At 62.6% G+C, this 14,430-nt stretch carries 17 protein-coding genes; 10 read left to right on the forward strand and 7 right to left on the reverse strand.

Annotated features, from left to right (window positions below):
- The first annotated feature begins 83 nt into the window (after positions 1–83).
- From QF092_RS01285 to QF092_RS01295, 3 genes are all read left to right on the forward strand, one after another.
- Positions 84–587 (forward strand): fasciclin domain-containing protein, encoded by a 504-nt coding sequence (locus QF092_RS01285; protein ID WP_281466855.1) that lies wholly within the window; start codon positions 84–86, stop codon positions 585–587.
- Positions 588–718: 131 nt separating this feature from the next.
- Positions 719–1,810, forward strand: coding sequence for an AI-2E family transporter (locus QF092_RS01290; protein WP_281466857.1), 1,092 nt, complete (start codon positions 719–721; stop codon positions 1,808–1,810).
- Positions 1,807–2,472, forward strand: coding sequence for a P-loop NTPase family protein (locus tag QF092_RS01295; RefSeq protein WP_281466860.1), 666 nt, complete (start codon positions 1,807–1,809; stop codon positions 2,470–2,472). The genes QF092_RS01290 and QF092_RS01295 overlap by 4 nt, the downstream gene beginning before the upstream one ends.
- 24 nt (positions 2,473–2,496) lie before the next feature.
- Here QF092_RS01295 and QF092_RS01300 read toward each other — a convergent pair whose 3' ends face one another.
- The 4 genes from QF092_RS01300 to parE form a co-directional block, all read right to left on the reverse strand.
- On the reverse strand, positions 2,497–2,790 hold the full coding sequence (locus tag QF092_RS01300; protein ID WP_281466862.1) for a helix-turn-helix domain-containing protein: 294 nt from the start codon (positions 2,788–2,790) through the stop codon (positions 2,497–2,499).
- Positions 2,787–3,122, reverse strand: coding sequence for a type II toxin-antitoxin system RelE/ParE family toxin (locus QF092_RS01305; RefSeq protein ID WP_281466864.1), 336 nt, complete (start codon positions 3,120–3,122; stop codon positions 2,787–2,789). The genes QF092_RS01300 and QF092_RS01305 overlap by 4 nt, the downstream gene beginning before the upstream one ends.
- A 135-nt stretch (positions 3,123–3,257) precedes the next feature.
- Entirely contained in the window at positions 3,258–4,040 is a 783-nt protein-coding gene (locus QF092_RS01310) for a hypothetical protein (protein WP_281466866.1), read from the reverse strand.
- A 9-nt stretch (positions 4,041–4,049) separates the two neighbouring features.
- A complete protein-coding gene (gene parE, locus QF092_RS01315; RefSeq protein WP_281466868.1) occupies positions 4,050–6,005 on the reverse strand; it encodes a DNA topoisomerase IV subunit B in 1,956 nt (651 codons plus the stop codon).
- A gap of 137 nt (positions 6,006–6,142) precedes the next feature.
- Here parE and QF092_RS01320 point away from each other — a divergent pair, with 137 nt between their 5' ends.
- Positions 6,143–7,027 carry an NAD-dependent epimerase/dehydratase family protein gene (locus QF092_RS01320; RefSeq protein ID WP_281466870.1) on the forward strand — a complete coding sequence of 295 codons (885 nt, stop codon included), beginning with the start codon at positions 6,143–6,145 and terminating at the stop codon, positions 7,025–7,027.
- A 50-nt stretch (positions 7,028–7,077) separates the two neighbouring features.
- Here the strand turns inward: QF092_RS01320 and QF092_RS01325 are convergent, their stop codons facing one another.
- Positions 7,078–7,722 carry a glutathione S-transferase family protein gene (locus tag QF092_RS01325; RefSeq protein ID WP_281470121.1) on the reverse strand — a complete coding sequence of 215 codons (645 nt, stop codon included), beginning with the start codon at positions 7,720–7,722 and terminating at the stop codon, positions 7,078–7,080.
- A 152-nt stretch (positions 7,723–7,874) separates the two neighbouring features.
- Between QF092_RS01325 and ppk2 the strand changes: the two genes are divergently transcribed.
- The 4 genes from ppk2 (at position 7,875) to QF092_RS01345 (ending at position 11,941) form a co-directional block, all read left to right on the forward strand.
- Positions 7,875–8,882, forward strand: a complete 1,008-nt coding sequence (gene ppk2, locus QF092_RS01330; protein WP_281466872.1) for a polyphosphate kinase 2 — start codon at positions 7,875–7,877, stop codon at positions 8,880–8,882.
- Between the two features lie 63 nt (positions 8,883–8,945).
- Complete coding sequence (locus QF092_RS01335) at positions 8,946–9,575, forward strand: DUF1007 family protein (protein WP_281466874.1); 630 nt, start codon at positions 8,946–8,948, stop codon at positions 9,573–9,575.
- Positions 9,560–10,471: a nickel/cobalt transporter gene (locus tag QF092_RS01340; RefSeq protein WP_281466876.1), complete on the forward strand. Its 912-nt coding sequence runs from the start codon at positions 9,560–9,562 to the stop codon at positions 10,469–10,471. The genes QF092_RS01335 and QF092_RS01340 overlap by 16 nt, the downstream gene beginning before the upstream one ends.
- Positions 10,472–10,567: 96 nt before the next feature.
- Positions 10,568–11,941: an MATE family efflux transporter gene (locus tag QF092_RS01345; RefSeq protein ID WP_281466878.1), complete on the forward strand. Its 1,374-nt coding sequence runs from the start codon at positions 10,568–10,570 to the stop codon at positions 11,939–11,941.
- Between the two features lie 23 nt (positions 11,942–11,964).
- On the opposite strand, the gene QF092_RS01350 is transcribed toward QF092_RS01345, so the two are convergent.
- On the reverse strand, positions 11,965–12,381 hold the full coding sequence (locus QF092_RS01350) for a hypothetical protein (protein ID WP_281466880.1): 417 nt from the start codon (positions 12,379–12,381) through the stop codon (positions 11,965–11,967).
- Positions 12,382–12,392: 11 nt separating this feature from the next.
- Positions 12,393–13,595: a pyridoxal phosphate-dependent aminotransferase gene (locus QF092_RS01355; protein WP_281466882.1), complete on the reverse strand. Its 1,203-nt coding sequence runs from the start codon at positions 13,593–13,595 to the stop codon at positions 12,393–12,395.
- Between the two features lie 105 nt (positions 13,596–13,700).
- On the opposite strand from QF092_RS01355, the gene QF092_RS01360 reads away from it, so the two are divergent.
- Positions 13,701–14,135 (forward strand): helix-turn-helix domain-containing protein, encoded by a 435-nt coding sequence (locus QF092_RS01360; RefSeq protein WP_281466884.1) that lies wholly within the window; start codon positions 13,701–13,703, stop codon positions 14,133–14,135.
- Positions 14,132–14,407 (forward strand): FAD assembly factor SdhE, encoded by a 276-nt coding sequence (locus QF092_RS01365; RefSeq protein WP_281466887.1) that lies wholly within the window; start codon positions 14,132–14,134, stop codon positions 14,405–14,407. Before QF092_RS01360 ends, QF092_RS01365 begins: the two co-directional genes overlap by 4 nt.
- Positions 14,408–14,430: the final 23 nt, after the last annotated feature.

A 14,430-nucleotide genomic window follows, 5' to 3' on the forward strand; every position in this document is an offset into this window, starting at 1 on the left:
TGATGCCGCCCCCCTGCGTAAGCCTTTGCGACATGGGCCGGAAACCCCGTGTCATCTGCAAACACCACACAGGGGACCAATCTATGAAGATCAAATTTGCTCTCGCGGCGCTTGCGCTTTCCGCCACCACCGCCTCGGCCCAAAGCATCGTCGACATCGCCGCGGGGGATGAGCGTTTCACGACGCTGGTTGCCGCCGTCACGGCGGCCGGTCTGGCCGAAACGCTCGCAGGCCCCGGCCATTTCACCGTCTATGCGCCGGTCAACGATGCCTTCGCCGCCCTGCCGGAGGGCACGGTCGAAACCCTGCTGAAGCCGGAAAACAAGGGCCAGCTGACGGATATCCTTCTTTATCACGTGGATGACCGTAACCTGCCCGCCGCCGCCATTCCCGCAGGGTCGAACTATTTCAAACCGCTGCTGACCTCGCAGCGGTTGTGCATCACCAAATCCGCATCTGGCGTGACCATCGCCGATGGCACGGGCGAGGTGGCCAATGTCATCATCGCCGATATCAAGGCCGACAATGGCGTGATCCATGTGATCGACAAGGTGCTGTTGCCGGGGACGCGTCCTGCCTGCCACTGATCCGGCAGCGAGGGCGGCTTTACTGTTAAGATCAAAGGCGGGCGCAGGGACATGCGCCCGCCCTTGCACCCCCGGACTTGCACCTTTGCCCTGCAGGCATGATATCTTGCATCCGCAAATCGGAGGCGACCATGGCCCTGCCCGTCAGGCAACAGCTTTTCTACTGGGGGATCGCCGCGGCGGTCTTTCTGTTCCTGCTTTGGGCACTGGGCAATGTGATGCTGCCCTTCCTTGTGGGCGGGGCCATCGCCTATTTCCTTGATCCCGTTGCCGACCGGCTGGAAAGCTGGGGCCTGTCGCGGGTGGGGGCCACGGTGACGATCTCTCTCGTGGCACTGCTGATGGCGGTGCTCTTGGTGCTGGCGATCATTCCGACGCTGATCCAGCAATTGACCGGCCTGATCAACGCAGCGCCCGAAATTTCGCAGCGATTGCAGGCCTTTCTGGTCGAGCGCTTCCCTGAACTGTCCGACAGCACATCGACCATCCGCCAAACGCTGGCCCAGATCGCCCAGACCATTCAGGCCAAAGGCGGGCAATTGGCGGAAACGCTGCTGTCTTCTGCCATGGGGCTGGTTTCGGTCATCGTCTTCATCGTCGTGGTGCCGGTGGTTGCCTTTTATCTGCTGCTGGACTGGGACCATATGGTTGCGCGCATCGACAGCCTTCTGCCGCGCGACCATGCGCCGGTGATCCGTCGGCTGGGGATCGAAATCAACGCCGTACTGGCCGGGTTCGTGCGCGGGCAGCTTTCGGTCTGCCTTCTCTTGGGCAGTTTCTATGCCGTGGCCCTGATGATTGCGGGGCTGCAATTCGGGCTTGTCGTGGGGGCCATCGCCGGGGCGATTACCTTCATCCCCTATGTCGGGTCATTGGTCGGCGGGGCGCTGGCCATCGGGCTGGCGCTGTTTCAGTTCTGGGGCGACTGGGTCTCTATCGCCATCATCGCGGGCATTTTTGGGGCAGGCCAGTTCATCGAAGGCAATATCCTGACGCCGAAACTGGTGGGGAATTCGGTCGGGCTGCACCCGGTCTGGCTGCTGTTCGCGCTGTCGGCCTTTGGGTCGCTCTTTGGCTTTGTCGGCATGCTGGTCGCGGTGCCAGTGGCGGCTGCGATCGGGGTTCTGACGCGCTTTGGCATCCAGCAATATCAGTCCAGCCTCCTTTATCGCGGCCTTGCAGGGCGCGAGAGGCCCGAGGCAAAGGATGAGGCGGCGGAGTGATCCGGCAACTGACCTTTGACCTGCCTGCCCGCACGGCATGGCGGCGCGAGGATTTCTTCGTCTCCCCTGCCAATGCGGCGGCGCTGGCGGCGCTGGACGATTGGCGCAACTGGCCGGGGGGCAAGATGGTGCTGACGGGGCCGAAGGGCAGCGGCAAGACCCATCTTGCGCGGCTTTGGGCGGCCGAGACGGGTGCGGCGGTGCTGCCCGCCCGTGGCTTGGCCGAAGCGGACCTGCCCGCGCTGGCCGCCCAGGGCGCGGTGGCGGTGGAGGATGCGGACGAGGCGGCGGGGCAGGGCGACTGTGAAGCGGCGCTGTTCCACCTGCACAACCTTGTGACGCAGGCGGGCCATCTTCTGGTGACGGCGGCGACGCCGCCGCGTGATTGGCAGCTGAAGCTGCCCGACCTTGCCAGCCGATTGCAGGCTGCGTCGCTTTCCCGGATCGAGGCCCCGGATGACGCGCTTCTTTCGGCGGTGCTGATCAAGCTTTTCGCGGATCGTCAACTGGCCGTGCCGCCCGCGCTGATCCCCTATCTGGTGCAGCGGATGGAACGCTCTATCGACGCCGCCCGCGATCTGGTGGCGCGGCTGGATGCACGGTCGCTGGCTGAGGGGCGACCGATCACACGGGCCATGGCGGCGGAGGAATTGGGGGACTAGGGGCGGTGCCTGCGGGCAGGCATCCTAGGCCAGCATTCGCTGCACGATGGTCGGATCTTTGGCGATCAAGGCCAGCAGGACACGGGCCGGGCCTTCTGGGCGGCGGCGGTTCTGTTCCCAGTTCAAGAGCGTGCCCTTGCTGACCCCGATGGAGCGCGCGAATTCGGCCTGACTGAGGCCCGTCGTCGCGCGGATGGCGCGCACGTCGGGGGTCGGGACCTCGATATGATGGGTGATGGCGCCTTCGGTATGGCCTTGGGCGTAGGAGATGGCCTCTTTCAGACCCTGTTCGATGCGTTTGAAGGCTTCGCTTGTCATTGCCGTCTTCCGTGTATTGCGTCGAGTTCCGCGCCGAGCCGATAGAGGGCTGACAGTTCCGTCGACGAGAGGTTGGCCTTTTCGTTCTTGGCAAAGACGGTGAGCAGGTAGAGTGGCCCCGCCCCCGTCTGGTAATAATGGATGCTGCGAAAACCTCCGCTTTTCCCCGATCCTTCCCGTGCGAAGCGGAGTTTCCTGAGGCCGCCGCCCAAGGGGATGCCCGCTTCGGGGTTTGCGGCGAGGTAGTCAATAAGCGCGACGCGCTCTGCCTCCGTCATCACGGCCTTTGCGCGGCGCGTGAAATCGGGAAGTTCGACGACCGTGACCAGCATTCCCGATGCTCCGTATATGCGCCAATGGCGCATGCGTCAATGGCGCAGGATGCGCCTTGGTGGGGAGTTTGGGGTGGGGAGATTTAAGGTGGGGTTAAGGGGATTAGTCCACACCGATGGCGCGACTTATAGTTATCATTTGAACTTGATTTTTTTTGTATGCGCTTCCAAGTAGCGTTGCGCTCGCCATGAATGGTTGAGGCTCGTATCGTCTCGACCAAGGGAGGTGCTGCATATTAGTTTGATGTCATTGCTCTTCGACCAAGACGCAAGGGCATAGTTGTGTGCAGTAAACGAATTGAGAAGTGTTTGTTTGTTTGGGTTCCATTCTAGTTTCCTTATGAAATAATCTATCAGGGTTAGAGCCGCATTCTGATGGGTTTCAATCTTCGGCACAATCGGGGTTTTGGGGGAATCAGCCTCCACGTCACAGCAATGAAGCAATATGTGACCCATAAGGAAGTCTAATCGGAAAAGATCATCTGGCATGACGTGAACGTCTCCCAACATATATCGACTGTCTGGCAAGCCGTTTTTTTCGAAGCGTGCTAGTGAAGTTTCGAACGATTCAACTTCTCCGAGAAACCAGTCAAAGCAAGGGAAAGTTCGTGGCAATGTTTTAGGCCACGCTGCGTTGCGAAGCGTTAGCAGTTTGCCAAAGTGATTGCTGAAACTGTGACCAAAGTTGGCGCTCCGCCAGTTAAGTAAAAGTGCAGCTTTAATGCTCTTTTCAAGCGCTTGGGCGGCAGCCCATGAGAAGTTTCTTATGAGTTGATTTTGATGGAGCAGTCGTGCGGCTGCCCAGTCTGACAAGGCTGGCTCAACAAAAAGATTTTCAACGTACAGCTTAAAACATAAGAGGTCTTTGCCCTGTAGTGGCTCTTCTCTGTCTAGTTTTTCCGTTCCCTTATTGGCCAACCAAGCACCTCACACATCCAACTCCTCCACAAACCGCGCGTTCTCTTGGATATACTGGAACCGCAGTTCCGGCTTCTTGCCCATCAGCCGTTCCACCAGATCGCCCGTCTCGCCCGGCGCGTCCTCGTCAATCGACACCCGGATCAACTTGCGCGATTTGGGGTCCATTGTGGTGTCCTTCAGGTCTTTGGCGTCCATCTCGCCCAGACCCTTGAAGCGCTGCACGTCGATCTTGCCCTTGCCGCCAAGGCCCTTGGCGAGCCATTCCTCTTTCTCGGCATCCGAGGCCACATAGATGCGCCGCGCGCCTTGCGTCAGCCGATACAAAGGCGGGCAGGCGAGGTAGAGGTGGCCCTTGTCGATCAGGGGCCGCATCTGGGTGAAGAAGAAGGTCATCAGGAGCGACGCGATATGCGCCCCGTCCACATCGGCATCGGTCATGATGATGATCTTGTCATAGCGTAGATCGTCCACCTTGAACTTCGTGCCCATGCCTACCCCCAGCGCCTCGCAGATATCGCGGATCTCGCTGTTGTCGTGCAGCTTGGCCGAGGCCGCGCCAAGGACGTTCAGAATCTTGCCCTTGAGCGGCAGGAGGGCCTGCGTCTCCCGATCCCGCGCGCCTTTGGCCGAACCGCCCGCAGAGTCGCCCTCGACGATGAACAACTCCGTCCCTTCGCGCGATTTCGCGGTGCAATCCGTCAACTTGCCGGGAAGGCGCAGCTTCTTGGTCGCGGATTTGCGGGCGGTTTCCTTTTCCATCCGGCGCCGCAGCCGTTCCTCGGCCCGCAGCACAAGGAAATCAAGGATGGCGCCCGCGGATTTCGTGTCATTGGCCAGCCAGTTGTCGAAATGGTCACGCACCGCGCCTTCGACCCATTTGGCGGCCTCTTCCGTCGACAGACGGTCCTTGGTCTGCCCCACGAATTGCGGTTCGCGGATGAAGCAGGACACCAGCGCGCAGCCCCCCGCCAAAAGGTCGTCGCGGGTGATCAGTTCTGCCTTGCGGTTCTTCACAAGGTCGCCATAGGCGCGGATACCTTTCAGGATCGCGGCCCAAAACCCGCCTTCATGCGTGCCGCCTTCGGGGGTGGGGACGGTGTTGCAATAGGACTGGATGAATCCGTCCCGCGCGGGCGTCCAGTTGATCGCCCATTCGACGGAACCGGGGACATTGTATTTCTCGGTGAAGCTGACTTTCCCGGCAAAGGGGCGGTCGGCATAGGTCGATGTCTTGGCAAGCGTGTCCGACAGGTAATCGGCAAGGCCGCCGGGGAAGTGGAACGTGGCCTCCAGCGGGGTTTCGCCATCGTTGATGGCGGATTTCCAGCGGATTTCCACGCCCGAAAAGAGATAGGCCTTGGACCGCACCATCTTGAGCAGGCGCGCAGGCTTGAAGGTTTGCGACCCGAAAATCTCATGATCCGCATGGAAGGTGGTCGATGTGCCGCGCCGGTTCGGGGCAGGGCCGATCTTCTGCACCGGCCCTTTCGGAATGCCGCGCGAGAATTCCTGAACGAACAGCTCGCGGTTGCGGGCGACCTCGACCCGCATATGATCTGACAGGGCATTGACGACGGATGCGCCGACGCCGTGCAGGCCGCCCGAGGTGGCATAGGCATCGCCGCCAAACTTGCCGCCCGCGTGCAGGGTGCAAAGGATCACCTCGAGCGCGGATTTGCCGGGGAATTTGGGGTGCGGATCGATCGGGATGCCGCGCCCATTGTCACGGATGGTGATGGCGTAATCGGCATGCAACTCCACTTCGATGCGCGACGCATGGCCCGCTACCGCCTCATCCATCGAATTGTCGAGGATTTCGGCCACAAGGTGATGCAGCGCCCTCTCATCCGTGCCGCCGATATACATGCCGGGGCGTTTGCGGACAGGCTCCAGCCCTTCGAGCACCTCGATGGAGGAGGCGTTGTAGCTTTGGTCCCCAGAGGAGAGGAGGTCGTTGGCCATGCGCGTTGCTCGATTCTTTATGGGTGCGATGTGAAGCGGGATTAGAGCATCGCCGGGGGGGCGGGCGCAAGATGTGGGGGTTGTCCTGCCCGTTGTCTGGGCTAATGCTGTTGCGGGACAATCAAGGGAGGCGGATCATGCGGGTTCTGTTCACGGGCGGGTCGGGGAAGGCGGGCAAGCATGTGGTGGCCTATCTGGCGGCGGCGGGACACAGGGTGGTGAATGTCGATCGGGTGGCCCTGAACCATCCGGGCGTGCATGACTTCCTCGCCGACATCACCGATGCAGGGCAGATGTTTTCCGTCATGTCAGGCCATGCAGGCTATGATGAGTTGGATGAGGGCCCGGCAAAGCCTTTCGATGCGGTGGTGCATTTCGCGGCCATCCCCCGGCTGATGATGTGCGCGGATACCGAAACCTACCGCGTCAATGTGGTGGGGACCTATAACGTGATCGAGGCGGCGGTGAAGCTGGGCATCCGCAAGATCATCATCGCCTCGTCGGAAACCACCTACGGCGTCTGTTTCAGCGAAGGGGTGGTGGACCCCAAGGTCCTGCCCTTGGACGAGGAGTACGACATCGACCCGATGGACAGCTATGGCATGTCCAAGAAGGTGAATGAGGTCACCGCCCGCAGTTTCCAGCGCCGGTCGGGGGCGGATATCTACGCCTTACGGATCGGGAACGTGATCGAACCGCATGAATATGCGACGGTCTTTCCCCCTTTGCAGGACGATCCGGGCCTCCGGCGGCGGATCACATTCTCTTATATCGACGCGCGCGATCTGGGACAGATCGTGGATCTGTGCCTGAAGAAGGACGGGCTGGGGTGGCAGGTCTTCAATGCGGTGAATGACACCAACTCCACCCCTCAGCCCAATAGCGAACTCTTGGCGCGGTTCTTCCCCAATGTGCCCCTCTCGCGCCCGGTGGAGGCACATGAAAGCCTTCTGTCGAACCGCAAGATCCGCGAGGTTCTGGGGTTCAAGGAAGCGCATAACTGGCGGAAATATGTGACGTGACCGGGGCGTAGGGTGGGCAAAATTGCCCATCCCACGCGCTGTCTTGCCCGTTATTCGGGTTCTGCCAGTCGGCCTTCCCACATCTTGCGGAAGGCGGGGCGGGATTGTGCGGCCTTAAGCCAACGTTCCACTTCGGGGAACTCTGCGATGAGGGCCGCCTGCCCTTGGGCATAGCGCAGGCATTCGGCGGTATTGATATCGGCCACGGTGAAGCGGTCGCCCACCAGCCAGTCGCGCCCCGCAAGATGGGCATTCAGCCGCCCCAAAGGACGGCGCAGCTTTTCGGCCGCGATTTTCACGATCCCTTCGCCCGTGGCACCTGACGGGGCCTGCAAAATCTCAAGCGCGGGGCCTTCCACCGCGGTGGCGGCGAACAGCGCCCACTGCTCCATCTGAGCGGTTTCCGCATCATCCGCAGGCCCCAGCGCCCCGCCATAGCGACGCGCAAGGTAAAGCGAGATGGCAAGGCTTTCGGTCAGGATCAGATCGCCATCCTGCATGGCGGGGATCTGGCCCTGCGGGTTCACCTTCAGGAATTCGGGCGAGGCTGTGTTGATCTGCGCCCCCGGCGCGGCGGGATCTTGCAGGCGGTAGGCCTGTATCACCGGGACATGGGTGAAGGGCGTGCCGGTTTCATGCAGCAGCCAGAGAGGGCGCGTCGCGCGCGATCGATAGACGCCGTAAAGGGTGATCATCATGGATCCTTTGAAGGGCAGGGCAGGTGGAGCAAGGCTAGACCGCGCAGGGATGCAACATAAAGCGGAAGTTTTGCCGTTATTGACCGGGATCAAGGCAGGCGGCGTTGCCCAGATGGATGCTGCGGGATGACTTTTAAGGGAGGGTGAAGATGGACGGCGATACGGTTGTGAACAAGACGGCAGGTTCCGCCCACGCGGCGCCTGCGCCCATGGCCCCCAATGTGGGCGCGGTGCTGGACGACGGGCAGCCGGCACAAGCCGGGTCTTCCACCGAGGACCGCATCCAAGGCCCCCAGCATTATCCCACGCTGGATACCGACCGCATCCGCGCCAGTTTCGAGGCGGGGCTTTACCCCTATCACCGCCCCTTGGGCCGCAAAGCCTATGAGGCCGAAAAGGCCGCCCTTCAGGCCGAACTTCTGAAGGTGCAGATCTGGGCGCAAGAGACGGGGCAGAAATTCGTCATCCTGATGGAGGGGCGCGATGCCGCCGGCAAGGGCGGCACGATCAAACGCTTCATGGAACATCTGAACCCCCGCTATGCCCGCGTCTGCGCCCTGACCAAGCCCAGCGATGTGGAAAAGGGGCAGTGGTTCTTTCAACGCTATATCGCCCATCTGCCCACGGCGGGGGAAATGGTCTTCTACGACCGCAGTTGGTACAACCGCGCCGGGGTAGAACGGGTGATGGGCTTCTGCTCGCCCTCGGAATATCTTGAATTCATGCGGCAGGTCCCGGAATTGGAGCGGATGCTGGTCCGGTCGGGGATCAGGCTTTACAAATACTGGTTCTCGGTCACACGGGAAGAACAGCGCAAGCGGTTCCTTGCACGGGAAACCGATCCGCTGAAGCGTTGGAAACTGTCGCCGATCGACAAGGCCAGCCTCGACAAATGGGAAGACTATACCGAGGCGAAAGAGGCGATGTTCTTCTATACCGACACCGCCGATGCCCCTTGGGTGATCGTGAAATCCGATGACAAAAAGCGCGCGCGGCTGAACGCGATGCGGCATTTCCTGACGACCATCGACTACCCCGAAAAGAATTTAGACGTGATCGGCACCCCCGACCCCCTGATCGTGGGGCGGGCCAGTCAGGTGATCAACGGCGCGGGGCATATCCTCGACACGGCCACCCACCCGGCGGTTCGCCGCTAAGGCCGGTTGCAGCGGGCCGGGCGCAGGCCTAACTCTGTCACCACGCGAGTGACTGGAGGGGGCATGCGTCTGGCATGGGCGATGGCGGGTCTGGTGACGCTGGCAGGGCCTGCGGCGGCACATCCGCATATCTTCATGGAAACGGGGATCGAGGTTCTGCGCGACAGCGAGGGCCGCGTGGCTTCGCTGCGGGTGACTTGGACCTATGATCCCTTCTTCTCGCTTGTCCTGATCACCGAACGCGGGCTTGACCCGGATGGTGACGGCACCCTGACCGCGGCCGAGACGGCGGCGCTACAAGGCTTTGACATGAATTGGGAGCCCGGTTTTCCGGGCGATACCTATGCCTTTGCCGGGACCGAGGCACTGGCACTCTCTGGTCCGCGCGACGGCGTGGCGCGCTATGAGGGCGGGCGCATCATTTCCAGCCATATCCGCGATCTGGAACAGCCCGTGGCGGGGCTTTTGGTGGTGAAGAATTACGATCCCACCTATTACACCGAATACACCATCCGCGACCTGCGCGCCGAAGGCTGCGCCACGGAAATCATCGCCCCCGACCTGACCGAGGCCGAACGCGCCTTGCAAGCGGCCTTGGCCGAGCTTCCTGCCGATGTGGATGTCGAGATGGGCTTTCCCGAAGTGGGCGCCGTTTTCGCACAGGAGGTGCGCGTCACATGCCCCGCGCCCTGACCTTGGCCGGGATCGGCGTGGCGGCCCTTCTGGGGCTGCTCTGGCTTTGGGGTGGGTTCGACAGCCTTGCCCGGTCGGCGGTCGAGGCGCAGCGTTCCATACAGGCGCCCTTGGCCGGGGCGGTGCGCGCCGTGCAGGCGGGTCAGCCCGCGGCATGGGCCGGACTCCTGGCCCTGTGCTTTGGCTATGGGGTCCTGCATGCGGTGGGGCCGGGGCATGGGAAATTCGTGATCGGCGGATATGGTGTGGCGCAGCGGGTTCCTATGCTGCGGCTGTCGGTCGTTGCACTGGCTGCATCGCTTGCGCAGGCAGGTGTGGCGGTGGCGTTGGTCTATGCCGGGGTGCTGGCACTGGGCTGGACACGCGAGCGGATGGTGGGTCTGGCTGAGGGCACGCTTGCTGCGGCAAGCTGGGCGGGGATCGGGGCGATCGGGCTGTGGCTTCTCTGGCGTGGGGCGCGCGGGATGCTATGGCAAACAAGGGCGGCTGACCACCCCGACCACCACCCCGACCACCACTCTCACGGCCATGACGAAGCCTGCGGCTGTGGCCATGCCCATGCGCCAAGTGCGGCGCAGGTGGATCAGGCACGGGGGTGGCGCGATACGCTGGCCTTGATCGGCAGTGTGGCCATCCGACCCTGTTCCGGGGCGTTGTTCCTTTTGATCCTGACTTTCCAGATGGGGATCGGCGCGGCAGGCGTGGCCGGGGCCTTTGCCATGGGTTTGGGCGTGGCGATGGTGACCATCGCCGTGGCCGGGCTGGCCGTCTGGTCGCGCGAAGGGCTGTTTGCGGGTCTGGGCGAGACGCGGGTCTGGCGCGTGCTGCCGGTGATCGAGATGGCGGGGGGCGCGATCATCGCCGCGCTGGCCTTGGGGATGCTGGTCGGGGCGTAGGATGGGCAGTAATGCCCGTCCTGGCAAAGAAAACCCGCTGCAGCGCGGCGAGGATGGCGTCTTGTTCCTGTCGTGACGCAGCGCTAATCCCGTGGCATGACGCACCCCCTCACCCATACCGGACATGCGCGGGCCATCCTTGCGCTGGGCCTGCCCCTGATCGGCAGCCATCTGGCCCAGATGGCGCTACATGTCGCCGATACCGTGATGATGGGCTGGTATGGGGTGACGGAACTGGCGGCAACCGTCCTTGGCGCATCAAGTTTCTTTGTGATCTTCATCCTCGGATCGGGCTTTGCGCAGGCGGTGATGCCGATGGTCGCCGCTGCGCTGGCCGAAGGGGATGAAACGCAGGTCCGGCGCGATGCACGGATGGGGCTGTGGTTGTCGATCCTGTTCGGGTTGGCGTCCTATCCGCTGTTCTGGTGGTCGGGGCCGATCCTTCTGGCGCTGGGTCAGCACCCGGACGTGGCGGCGCTGGGGCAGGATTATCTGCGCGTGGCGGGGCTTGGGATGATCCCCGCGCTGATGGTGATGGCGCTGAAAAGCTATCTTTCGGCGCTGGGGCGGACGCAGGTCGTGCTTTGGGTCACGCTGGGGTCGGTTCTTTTGAACATCGTGATGAACTGGGCCTTCATCTTCGGCAATTGGGGCGCGCCTGAAATGGGGGTGGTCGGCGCGGCCTTGGCGACGCTGAGCGTGCAATTGGCCAGCGTGTTGGCCTTGGGCCTATATGCGGGCTGGGTGCCGGAGTTGCGGCGTTTTCGGCTGTGGCAAAGATTCTGGCGGGCCGATTGGGTGGCCTTCGGGCGTGTCTTCCGGCTGGGCTGGCCGATCGGCGTGACGGGGTTGATGGAAAGCGGTCTGTTTCAGGCCAGCGCCCTCATGATGGGCTGGATTGGCACCGTGGAACTGGCCGCGCATGGCATCGCGATGGAAGTGGCGGCGCTGGCCTTCATGGTGCATCTGGGTCTGTCCAATGCCGTCACCATCCGCACGGCCCATGCCGATGGGGCAGGGGACTTACAGGCCATGCGGGTGGGCGGGCTGGTTGGGATTGCGCTGTCCTTCCTGTTCGCGGTGGCGATGGTGGTGCTGTTCCTTGCCCTGCCCGAACCGATCGTCGCGGTCTTTCTGGACATGTCGAAACCCGAAAGCGCCCAGATCGTGGCCTTCGGCACCGTCCTTCTGGCACTGGCGGCGCTGTTTCAATTGGCCGATGCCATGCAGGTGATCGCGCTGGGGCTGTTGCGCGGGGTGCAGGACACCAAGGTGCCGATGGCGCTTGCCGCGATCAGTTATTGGGGGATCGGCATCCCGTGCAGCTATGTGCTGGCCTTTCCCTTGGGAATGGGGGCGGTGGGGCTATGGCTGGGGCTGGTGGTCGGGTTGACCTGCGCGGCGGCCAGCCTGATGTGGCGCTTCTGGGCCGGATGGCGGCAGCGTGTCGGTGCGGTTGCCGTGGGGTGAAACCCCACCCTAACACCAGCCGCTCACTCGGCCGCCTTACCCGCCTTCAGCAGACGATCCGCCTTGCGCCGGATCAGCACCGACCGCAGGTCATGCATGGCCAGAAGCAGCGCATCGGTTACCTCATCCAGTTCCTCATCGCTGGCGCGCGATTGCGCCCATTGCGCCGTCAGGTTCATGTGATCGACCGCGCGGTGGATGTCGTCGATATCCCGCCGCGCCAGTTCGGCGCTGCGCGCGGCGGCCCAATCCTTGATCAGCGCCCGTTCCCGCGCCGTCAGCACATGATCGCCGTGCGGCTTGATATTCCCGTTCTTGAGGTTGATCGTCGCGATCTCATCCAGCTCGATCCGGCGCTGGCGGTTCTCGGTATCAACCTTGAACAAAACGGCCCCGTTCTCGCGGATGCGGAAATAATACTCCGGCAGATCGCCCGGCACGTCACCCTCCCTCAGACAAGCCCCGCACAAAACTTCTGAATGCGCGTGCAGGCCTCGGCCAGTACCGCATCCGCTGTAGCGTAGCTGACGCGGAAGTTCGGGGAAAGACCGAAGGCCGCCCCGAAGACCACGGCGACCCCGGTTTCTTCCAGCAATGCCTCGGCAAAGACCTCGTCATTGGTGATGATCTTGCCTGTGGCCGTGGCCTTTCCGATGCAGCCCGAAATGTCGGGATAGACGTAGAACGCCCCTTCCGGCGTAGGGCAGGTGATCCCCTTGGCCTGATTGAGCATCGACACCACCAGATCGCGGCGGCGTTGGAACAGGGCGCGGTTCTCGGCCAGAAAATCTTGCGGGCCCGACAGCGCCTCCAGCGCCGCATATTGCGAAACGGAACAGGGGTTCGAGGTGGATTGGCTTTGAATCGTGCCCATCGCCTTGATCAGGGCCAGAGGTCCCGCCGCATAGCCGATCCGCCAGCCTGTCATCGCATAGGCCTTTGACACGCCGTTGCAGGTCAGCGTGCGGTCATACAGGCCGGGCTCCACCTCGGCGGGCGTGCAGAATTTGAAATCGTCGAAAACGAGGTGTTCGTACATGTCATCCGACATCACCCAGACATGGGGGTGGCGCATCAGAACATCGGTCAGTGCCTTCAATTCGTCGCGCGTATAGCCCGCCCCGGTAGGGTTCGACGGAGAGTTGAAGATGAACCACTTCGTCCGTGGCGTGATCGCCGCCTCAAGCTGGGCAGGCGTCAGCTTGAACTGCGTTTCGATCCCCGCCACCACAGGCACAGGCGTGCCGCCCGCCAAAAGCACCATGTCGGGGTAGCTGACCCAATAGGGGGCGGGGATGATGACCTCATCCCCAGGGTTCAGCGTGGCCATCAGCGCGTTGTACAGGATCTGCTTGCCGCCCGTACCCACGGTCACCTGCGCGGGTGTATAGGTCAGTCCGTTTTCGCGCAGGAACTTGGCACAGATCGCGGCCTTGAGTTCCGGGATGCCGTCCACGGCGGTGTATTTGGTCCGCCCGGCATCGATCGCGCGCTTTGCCGCGTCCTTGATGTTCTGCGGCGTGTCGAAATCGGGTTCCCCCGCCCCAAGACCGATGATGTCGCGCCCGGCTGCCGCCAATTCACGCGCCTTGTTGGTGACGGCAATGGTGGGCGAGGGTTTCACGCGGGCCAGCGTGTCGGACAGGAAAGCCATGATGGGGGGAACCTTTTTCGGGCAACAGGGTTTGTCTTTTCCGGTGCATGGTCTTAGGGTCGGCCCCCCCTGCAATCAAGCGATATCGAAAGAAGGAGAGGCAAGATGGCGGAACATGGCACGGGCGATGTGACGGCCGACGATGAGGCGATGGTGTTCACCGATGACGTGGCAACCTTTGGTGACAGGCTGACCCATGCGCGCGAGGCGGCGGGTCTGACAGTCGCGGGTTTTGCGCGCAGGCTCGGCGTGCGACGCCCCTTGGTCGAGGCCTGGGAAGGCGACCAGCGCGAACCGCGCGCCAACCAGATGCAGATGATGGCGGGCCTTCTGGGCGTGTCCTTGCGCTGGCTTTTGACAGGCGAAGGTGGGCAGGAAGAGGCCCCCGTTCAAGGCGGCCCCGTGCCCGAAGAGATGCGCCGCCTGACCAGCGAAGTGGCCCAGATGCGCACCGAGATGCTTGCACTGGCAGGCCGGATGGGCGAGTTGGAAGGGCGCCTTCGGGCGCAGGCGATGCGCAACGGGGCGGATGCAAGATGACCGAAACGGCAGAGGCACGGCTGAAGCGGATGAAGATGCGCAGCTGGCGGCGGGGGACCAAGGAGATGGACCTTGTCCTGGGGCCTTGGGCGGATGCGCATCTTGATGCGCTGGATGAAGGGCGGCTGGCGGTCTATGACCGCCTGCTCGCCGAAAATGATCAGGATCTGATGTCTTGGATTCTGGGGCAGTCCGAACCGCCATCGGGCATCGCCCCCCTTCTGGCCGAGATCGCGGCCTATGCCCGCGGGCGTCTGGCGCGGCAGGGGTAATCGGGCTTTACCGGATATTGGGA

Origin of the sequence: Fuscovulum ytuae, assembly GCF_029953595.1 — a bacterium.
In the GTDB taxonomy this organism is placed as follows: Bacteria; Pseudomonadota; Alphaproteobacteria; order Rhodobacterales; family Rhodobacteraceae; genus Paragemmobacter; species Paragemmobacter ytuae.

What these genes read in the sequence shown, in the direction of transcription:
- QF092_RS01285 (WP_281466855.1), top strand. Translation starts at nt 84, where the DNA reads ATGAAGATCAAATTTGCTCTCGCGGCGCTTGCGCTTTCCGCCACCACC.
- QF092_RS01290 (WP_281466857.1), top strand. Translation starts at nt 719, where the DNA reads ATGGCCCTGCCCGTCAGGCAACAGCTTTTCTACTGGGGGATCGCCGCG.
- QF092_RS01300 (WP_281466862.1), bottom strand. Translation starts at nt 2,790, where the DNA reads ATGACAAGCGAAGCCTTCAAACGCATCGAACAGGGTCTGAAAGAGGCC.
- QF092_RS01305 (WP_281466864.1), bottom strand. Translation starts at nt 3,122, where the DNA reads ATGCTGGTCACGGTCGTCGAACTTCCCGATTTCACGCGCCGCGCAAAG.
- parE (WP_281466868.1), bottom strand. Translation starts at nt 6,005, where the DNA reads ATGGCCAACGACCTCCTCTCCTCTGGGGACCAAAGCTACAACGCCTCC.
- QF092_RS01320 (WP_281466870.1), top strand. Translation starts at nt 6,143, where the DNA reads ATGCGGGTTCTGTTCACGGGCGGGTCGGGGAAGGCGGGCAAGCATGTG.
- QF092_RS01325 (WP_281470121.1), bottom strand. Translation starts at nt 7,722, where the DNA reads ATGATCACCCTTTACGGCGTCTATCGATCGCGCGCGACGCGCCCTCTC.
- ppk2 (WP_281466872.1), top strand. Translation starts at nt 7,875, where the DNA reads ATGGACGGCGATACGGTTGTGAACAAGACGGCAGGTTCCGCCCACGCG.
- QF092_RS01335 (WP_281466874.1), top strand. Translation starts at nt 8,946, where the DNA reads ATGCGTCTGGCATGGGCGATGGCGGGTCTGGTGACGCTGGCAGGGCCT.
- QF092_RS01340 (WP_281466876.1), top strand. Translation starts at nt 9,560, where the DNA reads ATGCCCCGCGCCCTGACCTTGGCCGGGATCGGCGTGGCGGCCCTTCTG.
- QF092_RS01345 (WP_281466878.1), top strand. Translation starts at nt 10,568, where the DNA reads ATGACGCACCCCCTCACCCATACCGGACATGCGCGGGCCATCCTTGCG.
- QF092_RS01355 (WP_281466882.1), bottom strand. Translation starts at nt 13,595, where the DNA reads ATGGCTTTCCTGTCCGACACGCTGGCCCGCGTGAAACCCTCGCCCACC.
- QF092_RS01360 (WP_281466884.1), top strand. Translation starts at nt 13,701, where the DNA reads ATGGCGGAACATGGCACGGGCGATGTGACGGCCGACGATGAGGCGATG.
- QF092_RS01365 (WP_281466887.1), top strand. Translation starts at nt 14,132, where the DNA reads ATGACCGAAACGGCAGAGGCACGGCTGAAGCGGATGAAGATGCGCAGC.